Source organism: Indolivaga alginatilytica (assembly GCF_003201355.1).
Taxonomy (GTDB): Bacteria; Bacteroidota; Bacteroidia; order Bacteroidales; family Dysgonomonadaceae; genus Dysgonomonas_A; species Dysgonomonas_A alginatilytica.
Genome location: NZ_QICL01000005.1, coordinates 94,437 through 108,845 on the forward strand (window position 1 = coordinate 94,437; position 14,409 = coordinate 108,845).

Annotated in this window: 7 protein-coding genes; all 7 read left to right on the plus strand. The window is 39.2% G+C overall.

The window, feature by feature from the left end:
- The first annotated feature begins 20 nt into the window (after positions 1-20).
- The 7 genes from CLV62_RS06430 (at position 21) to CLV62_RS06460 (ending at position 14,386) form a co-directional block, all read left to right on the plus strand.
- On the plus strand, positions 21-2,981 hold the full coding sequence (locus tag CLV62_RS06430; protein ID WP_170120021.1) for a glycoside hydrolase family 88 protein: 2,961 nt from the start codon (positions 21-23) through the stop codon (positions 2,979-2,981).
- The gene (locus CLV62_RS06435) at positions 2,978-5,575 is read left to right on the plus strand and encodes a glycoside hydrolase family 95 protein (RefSeq protein WP_110309964.1); all 2,598 of its coding nucleotides are present in this window, start codon (positions 2,978-2,980) and stop codon (positions 5,573-5,575) included. Before CLV62_RS06430 ends, CLV62_RS06435 begins: the two co-directional genes overlap by 4 nt.
- Positions 5,572-7,014, plus strand: coding sequence for a DUF362 domain-containing protein (locus CLV62_RS06440; RefSeq protein WP_110309965.1), 1,443 nt, complete (start codon positions 5,572-5,574; stop codon positions 7,012-7,014). Before CLV62_RS06435 ends, CLV62_RS06440 begins: the two co-directional genes overlap by 4 nt.
- Before the next feature lie 15 nt (positions 7,015-7,029).
- Positions 7,030-9,198 carry an alpha-galactosidase gene (locus CLV62_RS06445; protein WP_110309966.1) on the plus strand — a complete coding sequence of 723 codons (2,169 nt, stop codon included), beginning with the start codon at positions 7,030-7,032 and terminating at the stop codon, positions 9,196-9,198.
- A gap of 50 nt (positions 9,199-9,248) precedes the next feature.
- The gene (locus CLV62_RS06450; protein ID WP_110309967.1) at positions 9,249-11,240 is read left to right on the plus strand and encodes a hypothetical protein; all 1,992 of its coding nucleotides are present in this window, start codon (positions 9,249-9,251) and stop codon (positions 11,238-11,240) included.
- A gap of 91 nt (positions 11,241-11,331) precedes the next feature.
- Positions 11,332-12,882 (plus strand): glycoside hydrolase family 28 protein, encoded by a 1,551-nt coding sequence (locus CLV62_RS06455; protein ID WP_110309968.1) that lies wholly within the window; start codon positions 11,332-11,334, stop codon positions 12,880-12,882.
- A 22-nt stretch (positions 12,883-12,904) separates the two neighbouring features.
- Entirely contained in the window at positions 12,905-14,386 is a 1,482-nt protein-coding gene (locus CLV62_RS06460; RefSeq protein ID WP_110309969.1) for a DUF362 domain-containing protein, read from the plus strand.
- Positions 14,387-14,409: the final 23 nt, after the last annotated feature.

A 14,409-nucleotide genomic window follows, 5' to 3' on the forward strand; every position in this document is an offset into this window, starting at 1 on the left:
AAGACCATAACATGAATCTAATGAAGAACCTACAAAAAATATCAAGTCTATTCTCCTTACTTGTTGTCTGTTTTCAAGTAAATGCTCAGGCTGGTCGAACGGCAAATGCCGATGGCAAAACAGATACCTATAAATTGATAGAATCCTTTGGTTATGGAGTTGAGGTGCCAGATTGTAAACATCCCATCAAGCATATTACACAACAATATGATAGTGAACTGCAAAAGCAAGTATTTGTTTTTACACTTCATGCTCAATTAGATGATGATCGTTGTGGAGCACAGGATAGGCAACGCACAGAAATAAAGACCTTCGGGCCATCGCCCGAATCGATGAAAGGGCATAGAGGAAAAAAACAGCAATATAAATGGAAGTTTAAGCTGGATAAAGATTTTCAACCGTCGCCTAACTTTTGCCATATTCATCAGATAAAAGCCGATGCCGGACCTAATGCAGGAGCACCGATCGTAACGCTTACACCTCGTTTCAAAGGTGGTAAAGAGGTGTTGGAATTTAACGTTGTTTCTCCCTCAAATGTATCTACAATTCTGGCAGAAGAAGACTTGTCGTTGTTTAAAGGAATCTGGGTAGAGGTAACAGAAACAATATTGCATGATAACCCCGGTAGGATAGAACTGGAAATTAAAAGAGTATCGGATGGTAAAAGACTTCTTTATGGTAAAAGCAATAAGGTCGATATGTGGCGTGACGGAGCACGATTCAACCGTCCGAAGTATGGGCTTTATCGTAGTCTTAAAGAGCCATCCTATTTAAGAGATGAGTCTGTTTTGTTTGCAGATATAGAATTTATAGAGATATCAGATAAGAACCATACTCGAAGAACAAATACGGGATGGGAGCTGGCTACTGATATTGAAAGAGAGTTGCTTGCCGTTTTACCACAGCAAACATTTAATGTGGTAGACTTTGGTGCAGTGGGTAACAATACAAACGACTGCTCAGAAGCTTTTGCCCATGCCATAGAGAAATGTAACAAAATGGGAGGTGGTACTGTTTTGGTTCCAAAAGGGATGTACAAATTAAATACACCTCTCTATTTGTTGTCAAATATTCAGCTTCTACTATCAGAAGGATCAATATTATCTTTTGATCCTCAAATGATGTCTGAATTTCTGATTAGTTCCGATAATCAAGAGAATATCAGATTAACGGGACCCGGAAAAATTAGAGGTAATGGCAAAGGAGCAATATGTTTATCGGATAGTCGAAATATACTTATCAGTAACTGTGATTTTGAGTCTTCGGGCGATAATATTACGATTCGGGCTAATACCAAAAGTGAGAATATTATTCTAAAGAACAATTATTTCAGAAAAAGTGGAGAAAGTGCAATTACTCTTGGTGGCAGTACACCAGGAGTAATTCGGAATATATTTGCCAATCAAAATACTTTTGGGGTCATTCCTAAATATATTGTACATATGTACGGCACAGATAGGGGTGGACTTATCGAAGATATTTGGATGAGAGATAATTACTCGGAAGGTTATCCTTGTGAAACAGCTTTTCAATTAGAGCAGTTAGTAAGTGATTCATCTAAAAGTGCGAATATTCCTATATTATGGTATAGCTATTTTGAGAATTTCTCGAACTTGAATGCTACTAGTAAAGGAATATCCTTTACCTCTGTATCAAAAACGACACAGCCTATCGAAAGTATGTGGTTTAAGAACATACAAATAATAAATGCTACAGAAATTATTAACAGACATACAACGAGAGATATTTATGTGGAAAATGTGAGTGCAAAACCTATTGATTTGTCTGATATTACAGAAACAGGTGTAGCGAATGCCTATTTACCTTATGCACCAGTACCCCAATTTTGGTCGGTGACTGCTGCACAAAGTACTATGGCACGTTATCCTGATTTTACGAAAGCATATTGGAATGCATGGACATATGTTAATAGTTACATGGCTTGTGTTTTCGAACGTTTGTATAAAGCTACGGGAGACGACACGTATCTTAAATATATAAAAAGTTATATAGATAATTTTATAGATGAAGACGGTAATTTTATTGCTGTCACCAATTATAAAGGCTTATCGAGAATACCTAATGTATTTGATAATCTGGATAATATGATGCCCGGAAATACGCTTGTCATGTTATACGAATATTATAAAGAACCTCGTTATAAAAAAGCAGCCGATTATATATTTGCATGTCTGAAAAACTATCCCCGAAATAATGATGGCGGTTTTTGGCATGGTAAAGGTCTTCATGGGCAGATGTGGATTGATGGTGTTTTTATGGGGCAAATGTTTTTACTTCGATATGGTCGTTCCATTGGTGATGCAGAATATGCTTATGATGAGGCAGTCAAACAAATAGTGGCTTATGCTAAAAGGGGGGAGCAAGGTAATTCGGGACTCTATGTACATGGTATTTATGAGTCGGGGCATGGTGACCGCCTTTGTCAATGGGCAGATCCCTCTGGCGGTAAATCGTCCGAAGTATGGGGAGAAGGACTGGGATGGTATGCTTTGATATTGGTTGAGGCATTAGAGACTCTCCCAAAGAATCACAAGGGATACAATGATGTTAAAGATATATTCGTTCGTTTGGCAGAAGCCTTGAAGCGTACCCAAGACCCTAAAACCGGAGGCTGGTTTCAGGTTGTGGATAAAGGAAACAGACCCGATAACTGGATAGAAACTTCGGGAAGTGCTATGTTTACATATGCATTGCAGCAAGGTGAAAATCTGGGAGTTCTGAACAAAAAGGACTACGAATTGGTTGTTAAAGATGGATACACTTCCATTGTTAACCACGCCAAAATAAACGAAAGAGGATTGGTTGATATCCATGAAGCATGTGATGGTGTGGGGGTGCAAGAAAACTATGAAAAATATATTAACTACAAAAAATCTCTGAATGCTAAAGAAGCCTATGTTGGTTTTGTTTGGGCTACCGAAATAGTAGAAAGAGATGCAATAAAAAAGAATCTAAAATGAAAAAAACACAACTTGTAAAATCAGGTTTAGTTGCACTTTCTATCTTCTTTACAATGGGGAGCTGCAAGACCGAAGAAGTTAAAAGTAACGACCTTAAGCTTTGGTATGATCGTCCGGCACAGGTTTGGGAAGAAGCACTGCCTTTGGGTAACGGACGTATTGGTGCAATGGTATTCGGAGAGCCTCAGAAAGAGCTTTTCCAGTTGAACGAAAATTCGCTGTGGTCGGGATATCCCAAAGATGCTAATAATCCTAAAGCGGCAGGTGCTTTGCCTGCGGTTAGGGAAGCTATCAACAATGGCGATTATGTAAAAGCATCTTCTATCTGGAAAAATAATGCACAAGGACCTTATACGGCTCGTTATTTACCGATGGCAGATTTACACCTTACAACATTGTCGGGTAATGATATTACAAATCTGTATCGTGATTTGAATATCTCTGATGGAACATCTACGGTAAGTTTCGAATCAAACGGAGTCAAATACAAACGGACGGCTTTTATATCTTATCCTGACCAAGTGATGGTAATCCGTCTCGAAGCAGATAAGAAGCAATCACTGTCATTTGATGTTGCTTTAGACAGTAAACTCAGATATATATCTAAAGCTAAAGAAGATACTTACTTAGTATTAAAAGGAAAAGCTCCTAAACATGTAGCGCACAGATCGGATGAACCAGAACAAATAGTATATGATGAAGAAAAAGGTGAGGGCATGAATTTCGAAGTTCATGTAAAAGTCTTAGCTGAAGGTGGAAAATCTACGGCTAAAGATAGTATTCTGAGCATTAATAATTCGGATGCTGTAACTCTGATTCTTTCAGCAGCTACAAGTTTTAACGGATTCGATAAATCTCCCGGTCTCGAAGGTAAAGATCCTTCTTTACAAGCTACGGCTAATATGGAAGCAGCCTCAAAGAAATCATATGCTGAGCTATTAAGCAATCATACAAAAGATTACAAATCGTTATTCGATAATGTAGTTTTAAATCTTGGAGAAGTAAAACCGGAAAAAGAAGCTTTACCGACTGATAAAAGACTGGAACAGTTTTCGACCGATGATAGTGACAATGGGATGGTTATCTTATATTACCAATATGGTCGTTATCTGACTATTGCTTCTTCTCGTTCAGGCTCAATACCTTCTAATCTTCAAGGATTGTGGAATCGCCATGTACAACCTCCTTGGGGTTCTAATTATACGACAAATATAAATACGGAAATGAACTACTGGCCTACTGAATTAACCGGCTTGCAGGCTTGTCATGAGCCGCTTCTTAATTTTGTGAAGTCTCTATCTATTAATGGACGAAAAACTGCACAGATAAATTACGGCATGGATACAGGCTGGCTGGCTCATCACAATACAGATGTGTGGGCACAGACAGCTCCCACCGGTAATTATAATATAGACCCAAGGGGTTCGCCACGCTGGTCGTGTTGGCCAATGACTGGCGTTTGGTTTTCTCAGCACTTGTGGGAGCATTACGCTTTTGGTGGCGATAAACAATATTTAAAAGAAAGTGCATACCCTCTCATGAAAGGAGCAACCGAATTTGTTTTGCAATGGTTGCAGAATGATGAATCGGGTTATCTGGTAACAAATCCGTCTTCTACTCCCGAAAATTTATTTAAATACAAAGACAAAAACGGCAAGGAGCAGACGGGAGAGATAAGCAAAGCCACTACTATGGATATGGCTATGATTTGGGATTTGTTGACCAACTGTATTGAGGCTTCAAGAGTACTGAATATAGACAGTGACTTCCGTAAGACTTTAGAAGAAACAAAGGAAAAACTATATCCGCCACATTTGGGTTCGAAAGGACAGTTACAGGAATGGTATAAAGATTTTGAGGAAGTAGATCCACAACATCGTCATGTATCGCATTTGTTCGGATTACATCCGGGTAAAGAAATATTACCTCGTGTAACACCCGAAACAGCTGCGGCAGCTAAACAAACTTTATTATTGAGGGGCGATGGCGGCACAGGTTGGGCTATGGCTTGGAAAATAAATTTTTGGGCACGTCTCGAAGATGGAAATCATGCTTACTTGATGTTGAAAAACGGTTTAAGGCATGTGGATGCAACCGATGTTTCGATGAAAGGTGGAGGTACATACTCTAATTTGTTTGATGCTCATCCTCCTTTCCAAATTGATGGGAATTTTGGAGGAACGGCAGGTGTTACCGAAATGTTGCTGCAAAGCCATGCAGGAGAGATTTTCCTTTTACCGGCGTTGCCCGATAATTGGAAAGACGGTTCAGTAAAAGGACTTAGGGCGAGAGGCGGTTTCACTATAGATATGGAATGGAGAAACGGTAAAATAACGAAGGCTGTTATTTATTCTGCTTTGGGAGGAAATTGTAGGGTTAGAACTTTGGCTAAAGTATCGGCAAAAAGTTTTGATCTGAAATTGGCGGAAGGCAAGAATCCGAATGAATTTTATTTTATAGGAAAAGCTCCCGAATTAGTCAAGGGTGACAATGCCTCGCCATTACAGAACTTAAACCTGAAAGAAACATCATTAGTAGATTTTTCGACAGAAAAAGGAAAGAGCTACGAACTGCTAAATACATCAGACAAATGAAAACTAAATTATTGGGAATATTTCTTGTTGCAGTTCTTCATGTAGGAACTCTGACTGCTCAACACGGGCATCCTGATCAGTTGACTACAAAACCTGCCACTAAATACGATTGGAAGCCGGATGCTTCTAATAAACCGATAGGCGATGCAAAAGGAATCTATAGGGGTAGGGTTTCGTGGGCTCATATGCCGGGTGTTGCACATTGGGCTGGAGATTGGAAATCGATGGAGAACTCATGGTGGTCTGATCGAAGTACTGATCAGGATGGAGTTAACAGAATGTTAGGTACTATTATATGTTCGCTTTCGGGGCACAATAAATATGAAGATGCATGGCAAGCAATTTTTAAGTATCATAACCGTACTTTAGGTCGTAATAATTCGGGTTATAAAAAAGGAGAGATAGTTGCTATCAAATTAAATATGAATGGTACCTATCGTATAACCAGACATACCAATGCCACGGATACTTCTCCGCAAATGGTGTATGCTATGATAGAGCAACTGGTTAAATACGGGGGAGTGGATGCAAAAGATATTGTAGTTTACGATGCCAAAAGGGATATATATCCTGAAATATTAATGAAAGTATGGTCTGATTACAAAGATGTACGTTTTCTACAATCAAAAGAACCGGGCGAAGAGCAAAAGCATCCTTATTACGGAGAGTTTCGCAATATCGAAACTCCTCAATGGGTACAGGCTATAGAGTATTCTAATGGGCAATACGACAGGGCACGTAATATTCCCAAGCAGATAAAAGATGCAACTTATCTGATCAATCTGGCTTTATTGAAGGCACACTCTTATCCGTATTCTAATCAGGAAAAAGGAGATGAAGGGCAAACTGCAGTTACTATGATTGGTAAGAGTCATTATGGAACTATACAGCAACCCGATGAACTTCATGCCATTATAAATACCAATAAAGAAGGTGTTGCAAATGCCTTTTCTCCGATGATCGATATGGCTGCTTCACCCGAATTAGGAGCGAAATCGATATTATATATTCTCGAAGGTCTGTATTGTGCCCGCAAGCATAATTCGAATCCTGTACACTTTCCGAATGCACCATTTAACAATCAGGTTTATCCGTATGCTAATCCGGAGTGGCCTTCCTCGATATTGGGTTCTCTGGATATGGTAGCATTAGATTCTGTGGGCCTGGATATTTTATATTCTCAAAGCCAGAATAATAAAGACCCTGAAAATGATAACAGACCATCTATAATGATTCGAGAAAATGCAGATGATTATCTGCATGAAATGGCTTTGGCCGGCGATAATCCTCCATCGGGAACAGTCTATATGCAAGGGGGGAAGAAGGTTGAAAGTCTGGGAGTTCACGAACACTGGAATAATGACCAAGATCGTCGGTATTCGCGTAATCTTGATCCTAAAAATGGGCGGGGTATTGAGTTAGTCTATATTAAACTATGAAAAAGAAGAAATATAATGAGAAAATTATCCTTATTCCTATTAACTTCTGTTACGTGTCTGAGCCTTTGGGGGCAAGGTGCTACGGACGGTCAGATATTAAAAATTAATACCAATAATTCGAGCTTGACTTTGTTGGCAGGTAACGACAGCTTGCTCTATCAGTTAGGGTATGGCAGTTTACAAGCTCCCGAATATACTATTCCTCCCAAAGGAATAGCCCGAGAGAAAGAATTTTATCCGCCATCGGGGAATGGATTTATAGCTGAGCCGGCCATTGAAGTGAATCATGCTGACGGTAATACATCTACGGATTTGTTTTATCAAAATCATAAAATTACAAAAATTGATTCTAATATTGATTTGACGGTTATTCATTTGAAAGATCCTCAATATCCGTTTTTTGTAGATATATACATCAAGTCTTACCAAAAAGAAGATATTCTGGAGATGTGGACAGAGGTATATCACGAAGAAAACGGTGCTGTTACTCTGTATAAATATGCTTCGGCATCTCCCATATTTTCAGCGAAAAATTATTGGTTGACTCAATTTTGTGGGAATTATAAAAGAGAGGCTACTTTGGTTGAAGAAAAACTATCTTCAGGAATCAAAGTTCTCGATTCAAAGATTGGGGTAAGAGCACACCAGATGAGGATACCTTCATTTATGCTTTCATTGAATCAACCTGCAAACGAGGATAGTGGAGAAGTATATACCGGTTCTTTGTCATGGCCGGGAAGTTTTCAACTGGCTTTTGATCTTGATTGGAATAATAACCTGCGTGCGTTATCCGGCATTAATCCTTATGCTTCAAAATACGTTTTGGAGAAAGGGCTAAAATTTAAAACTCCTGTTTCAATCTGGACATATAGTGATTCTGGGAAAGGGCAAGCCAGTCGTAATTTGCATACATGGGCAATAAACTATACTGTTCGTGATGGAAAGAAAGACCGCCCGATTTTATTGAATAATTGGGAAGCTACACATTGTGATTTTGATGAAAAGAAGATAGTATCTCTTTTTGATGGAGCCAAAGAAGTGGGTATCGAATTATTCCTGCTCGATGATGGTTGGTTTGGTAACGGAAAATATGCCCGCGACGATGACAAGCATGGTTTAGGAGATTGGGATATAGACATGAAAAAACTGCCTAGCGGATTATCTTATCTGTGTAACGAAGCATCAAAACGAAAAATAGGTTTTGGCATCTGGTTAGAACCAGAAATGGTTAATCCAAAGAGCCTTTTGAATGAAAGGCATCCCGATTGGGTAATCACTCAGGCAAAACGCACACCATTGTATGGTCGTAATCAAATGATTTTGGATTTAACTCGCCCCGAAGTTCAGAAGTTCGAATGGGATGAGGTTATAGACAAGACTTTGAAACCGAATCCGGGTATATCTTATGTAAAATGGGATGCTAACCGTTATGTAACTCAGCCCGGCTCATCATATTTGCCAGCGAATAAACAATCTCATTTATTGATCGACTATAATAATGCTTTGCTTGCTTTGATGAAAAAGACCAAAGACAATTACCCCAATGTAATGATGATGCTTTGTGCAGGTGGTAGCGGACGCACCGATTATGGAAGTATGCAATATTTTCATTCCTTCTGGTCTAGTGACAATACCGACCCGTTGAAGAGAGTATTTATTCAGTGGGGATTCTCTCATATATTTCCCGCTAATACGATCTCGGCACATGTTACACGGATGGGTGGTCGTCCGATGAAATTTGCAATAGATGTTGCTCTAAGTGGTGCGTATGGTATCGATTTAGATTTAGCCAAGTTGACTCCACAGGAGAAAAAACAAATAGAGAGCAGTGTCGAATTGTACAAAAAGAGTCTTCGTCCGATAGTGCAACAAGGAAACTTGTATCGTTTAAGTTCGCCCTATGAGAATGCGAATGCTTCTCTAAGTTATATTTCTCAGGACAAGGCTAAAGCTGTTGTTTTTGTCTATCAGGTTGAAGATGGTCAGAATAATAAAATTAAATTGAAAGGACTTGATCCTACTAAAAACTATACGCTGAAAGAACTGAATCTCGAAGCGGGTAAAGCATCTTCTTTTGATTTGAACGGTAAAACTGTTTCAGGAGCAGAACTTATGAGTAATGGATTCACTCCTGTTTGTGTGAAACAATTGGAGAGTATGGTTATAGGGTTAAATGTTGAATAAAGTCTCGGATCTCTAATTAATTTGTAGGAGGTGGAGTAAAAATACATAATATGAAAAAATATATCTTATTAGGTCTTATATTAATATGGGGCATCTGGAATACCGAGGCACAGAATAACCGTTGGCAGTTAGCTGATACGGGAGGCATAGAATGGAATATCAAAAGTAATCTGCCTCACGATGACCATATCGAGATGAGTGGCAGAAAACTGTCGGTAGTACTTCGTTACGGGGTGGATGCCGATAAGAATTTTTCGGTGAATAGAAGTATCATATGGCCAATGCTTCGTTTTCAACCCAATAAGACCCGTTCGCATCTCAATAAGCAGTTTGCGTTAGATGTACGGGATTTATTGTTGATTAATAGCCAGTCATTAGGTCAGGAAACTGTCGATAAAATATCGTTGGAGGGGCTTATGGTAGTAGATAGTCGTTTCGAGAAGAATAGCCTTCGGATGACCCGTGTCCTTTATCCTTCAACAACGGAAGCTGCTTATTTCGAAAAATATACCATTCAGAATATTGGCGAAAAAGCAATTTCGGTTGATTTACCCGATTTAGATATGACCTATATTTCAGATCCGGCTCTTGGCATTTATGGTGGATATACTTATGGTGTAAAATCGAGCCATAAAGGATATTATACTCTTGAATCGGGTAAAGACCTGACCTTCTATATTACTTTTTCGGCACGAAAGATAAAGGAGCCGCAACCTGCTTTCAATCCTGAGCAAGAGCTTGTAGCACGAAAAGAGTTTGTAGAAAGTATCTGGTCTAATTTGGTTTTAGAAACACCCGATAAGGTTTTGAACAGAATGTTTGCCTTTGCTAAAATCAGAGGTTCTGAAAGTATTTATGAAACAAAAGGAGGCTTGATGCATGGTCCGGGTGGTGAGGCATATTATGCCGCTATTTGGGCAAACGATCAGGCAGAATATATTAATCCGTTTTTTCCTTACTTGGGTTATGAAACAGGTAATGAATCGGCTTTGAATTCGTTTCGTCATTTTGCACGCTTTATGAACGATGAATATAAACCTATTCCAAGTTCTATTATTGCCGAGGGTGACGGTATTTGGCATGGAGCTAAAGATCGGGGCGATGGAGCTATGATTGCTTATGGTGCTGCCCGTTATGCTCTGGCTAAAGGAAGTAAAACTGAAGCAGAAGAATTGTGGCCGTTAATTGAATGGACATTAGAATATTGTAAACGAAAAATAAACGAGAATGGCGTAGTAGCTTCTGATTCGGACGAATTGGAAAATCGCTTTCCTGCGGGAAAAGCCAATCTGTGTACCTCAGGTTTGTATTACGATGCTCTTATATCGGCAGTTTATCTGGGAAAGGATTTAGGTAAGCCCAATAAGCAACTGGACGAATATAAGAAAGAAGCGGAAACTTTGAGAAAAAACATAGAAAAGCACTTCGGTTATAAAGTAGAGGGTTTTGATACGTATCGCTATTATGAAGGCAATGATATTCTTCGTTCATGGATATGTATTCCTTTGACTGTTGGTATCTTTGATAGATCGCAAGGAACTATTGATGCGCTGTTTTCTCCTCGCTTGTGGACTGATGACGGACTGTTAACTCAGGCAGGTACTGAAACTTTTTGGGATCGTTCGACCCTTTATGCTTTAAGAGGTGTATTTGCAGCGGGAGCTACTGAAAAAGGGCTGGAATATCTTGAGAAATATTCACAAAGAAGATTATTAGGTGAGCATGTTCCCTATGCAATCGAGGCTTGGCCCGAAGGTTCGCAACGTCATTTATCGGCAGAAAGCGGATTGTATTGCAGAATATTTACTGAAGGAATTTTTGGTATCCGTCCTACAGGATTGAAATCGTTCGAAATGACACCTCATATGCCTTCGGAATGGAATTATATGAATCTGAAATCGATCAAAGCTTTTGGCGAGACCTTCGATGTAAATATCACCGGAAAGGATGGTGGATTAGAGGTTGTAATTAAGAGTAAATCGGGTAAAACTCTTACCAAAAAGATTAAGCAAGGAGAAACTATCAGAGTTAACTTCAAATAAGGTCGCAGACCTTATTATTGCTTTGGCAAGCATAACAAAAAGAGATAGTTTGCTGATAAATCATCGCATTAAATAGTTAGAATTACTTAATATGAAAAAGCTTTCTTATGTATTATATATTTTGGTATTGTCTGTCACTACAGCATTTGCAAAGAATTACAATGTGAAAGATTTCGGTGCTGTAGGTGATGGGCGGTATCTGGATTCTCCTGCAATACAAAAGGCGATAGATGCTTGTACGGCAGATGGGGGAGGAATGGTTATCATACCCAGAGGAACTTATCTTGGGGCAACAATAGTTTTGAAAGATAATACTACTCTGCATCTCGAAGAGGGTGCCTTATTGTTGGGTACTACTGATCTGAATGCTTATGATCTGATCGATCCTTTTACCGATGGTTTGGGGGTGGATGTGGGACGTACTTTTATTGCGGCTGTAGATGCAAAGAATATTACTATTGAGGGTAAAGGAATTATTGACGGACAAGGTTCTGCCCTTAAGGCTAAACAAATAGAAACAGACAACCGTCCGGAAGGACAACGTTGGGGAGCAAGACCTTTTTTGTTACGTATTGTTAGATGTCAGGGGGTAAAAGTACAGGATGTAACGCTGAAATACTCGGCTTCGTGGACATCTCACTACGCTCAAAGTTCGGATATTGTGATAAGTAACGTAAAAATAACAAGCATTGGAGTTGCTCATAATGATGGGATTGATATCGATGGTTGCGAACGGGTCAGAATAACCAACTGTGATGTGGAAAGTGGGGATGATGCTCTTTGCTTCAAAACTACATACAGTAAAAATCCATGTCGAGATATTGTGGTTGATGGTATGAAATTAAAAAGCAATCAGGCGGGAATCAAGATGGGAACTGAGTCGATGGCTCCTTTTGAGAATATCAAGATTTCTAACTGTCACATCTATAATACGAATAACGGAGGAATTAAACTTCTAACGGTTGACGGTGCCCATTTAAGAAATATACTGATTGAGGATATTACCATGGATAATGTCAGAACACCGATGTTATTCCGTCTGGGTTCGAGATTAAATGTGTTCAGAAAAGAACGGGATCAGCAACAACCTACCGGAACATTCGAAAATGTAGTTATCCGTAATGTTAAAGCAAAGAGTGCTGAAAAAACTCAGCTTACTTCTGCTTCGGGAATATTAATAACAGGTGTTCCCGGACATCTTATTACGAATCTCACATTGGAGAATATCGAAATAGCATTGCCCGGTGGTGGTACAGTTGAGGAGGGTAGGCATGAGGTTCCTGAGGCAGTCAATGAATATCCCGAGATAAAAACATTTGGACCGACCATTCCTGCCTATGGTGTTTGGGCGAGACATGCAGATGGTTTAAAGCTCAATAATATCACTTTCAAAGTTGAAAATCCCGATTTAAGACCTGTTTTCGTTTTTGAAGATGTGAAAAATGTATCGATTAAAAAGCTGAATGCGGAGGCATTCGAAGGTTCAGAGTCTGCTATTCGGATAGAAAATTCTGAAAACGTTCAAATCGCTATTTCGGGTTTGAGAGGGAAATCTCAAAAACTATTGGAAGTGGAAGGGGCGGATAACACTATCAGTTTGCATGGTAAGCAAATACTGAAAACGATTGAAGGTGCGAAATAGAATAACTAATAAATAAGATAAAATGAAACAGCCTTTATCTAAAATGACTGATTATAGGATAATCAAATTATTGTTTGTATTTATCATAATCCTTTCTTTTTCATCTATAGGAAATGGATCTATAGCTGTGGGGCAGGAATCGAAACCAAAGCCTATAACTAAATATGACTGGAAGCCCGAAGCCACTAATCAACCGATAGGTGTGGCTAAAGGAATATTTCCGGGTCGGGTATCTTGGGCACATGCTCCCGGAGCAGCCCATTGGTCGGGTAAGTGGCAGTCGATGGAAAGCCCTTGGTGGCTGGATGAAAATACCGATCAGAAAAAAACAGGAGAAATGCTGGGGAATATTCTGGTAACGTTGACCGGACAAAAGGATTATAATAAAGCCTGGAATGCTTTATTTGAGTATCATAATTTGAACACTAAAAATAAGAAAGCAGGCTATAATAAGAATGAGGTTGTGGCTATCAAGATAAATATGAATTCAACTAATCGTCCCGAGAGAATCAATAATTATACAGATGTAGCACCTCAAACAGTATATGTGTTGGTCGAACAGCTTGTCAAATATGGAGGTGTTCCCGAAGACAAGATCGTGATTTATGATGCTAAACGTTATATTTTGCCTGAGGTTCTGGAGAAGGTATGGAGAGACTTTAAAGATGTGCGTTTCATTCAGGAAAAAGATTTTACGGAACAACAAAAGCATCCTATATACGGCGATTATAGCCGTTTCGAAATGCCCGATTGGATAAAAGCAATCGAATATTCAAATGGAGTAGATTATCCAAAGGCTACTAATATTCCTAAGCAGGTAAAGGATGCTTCGTATCTTATTAATCTGGCTATGCTCAAATGTCATTCTTACCCGTATTCCAATATGGAGGGAGGGGATGAAGGACAGACAGGGGTGACAATGATCGGTAAGAATAACTTCGGTTCCATTCAGGGGCCATCCGATTTGCATGGCTTGATTAATACCAATAGAGAGGGAAAAAAAGATTCTTATTCGCCGATAGTTGATCTGGAAGCATCGCCTAATCTGGGAACTAAAACTATACTTTATTTGCTCGATGGACTTTATACTGCACGAAAACATTCGTCGTATGCAATGCATTTTCCGAATGCACCTTTTTATAATAAAAACTACCCTTATGAAAACCCTGAATGGCCATCGTGCTTATTAGGTTCGTTAGATGGTGTTGCTTTAGATTCGGTGGGATTGGATATTCTGTATTCACAAACTAAAAACAATAACGACCCGGATAATGACTATCGTCCCTGGATGCTGATACGTGAAAACGCAGATGGCTATCTGCATGAAATGGCACAAGCAGACAATTCTCCGTCGGGTATGGTTTATAAACAAAACGGAAAAAGAGTTTCGAACTTGGGTGTTCACGAGCATTGGGATAGTGACGAGACCCGCCGTTACTCTAGGAATCTCGATCCTCAAAATGGTAAAGGAATAGAGCTTATATACTCCAGAATAGATAAATAGAACGGAAAGTATAAATAATTGAA

Excerpts from the sequence above, each read along its gene's own strand:
- CLV62_RS06430 (WP_170120021.1), top strand. The coding sequence starts at position 21 with ATGAAGAACCTACAAAAAATATCAAGTCTATTCTCCTTACTTGTTGTC.
- CLV62_RS06435 (WP_110309964.1), top strand. The coding sequence starts at position 2,978 with ATGAAAAAAACACAACTTGTAAAATCAGGTTTAGTTGCACTTTCTATC.
- CLV62_RS06440 (WP_110309965.1), top strand. The coding sequence starts at position 5,572 with ATGAAAACTAAATTATTGGGAATATTTCTTGTTGCAGTTCTTCATGTA.
- CLV62_RS06445 (WP_110309966.1), top strand. The coding sequence starts at position 7,030 with ATGAGAAAATTATCCTTATTCCTATTAACTTCTGTTACGTGTCTGAGC.
- CLV62_RS06450 (WP_110309967.1), top strand. The coding sequence starts at position 9,249 with ATGAAAAAATATATCTTATTAGGTCTTATATTAATATGGGGCATCTGG.
- CLV62_RS06455 (WP_110309968.1), top strand. The coding sequence starts at position 11,332 with ATGAAAAAGCTTTCTTATGTATTATATATTTTGGTATTGTCTGTCACT.
- CLV62_RS06460 (WP_110309969.1), top strand. The coding sequence starts at position 12,905 with ATGAAACAGCCTTTATCTAAAATGACTGATTATAGGATAATCAAATTA.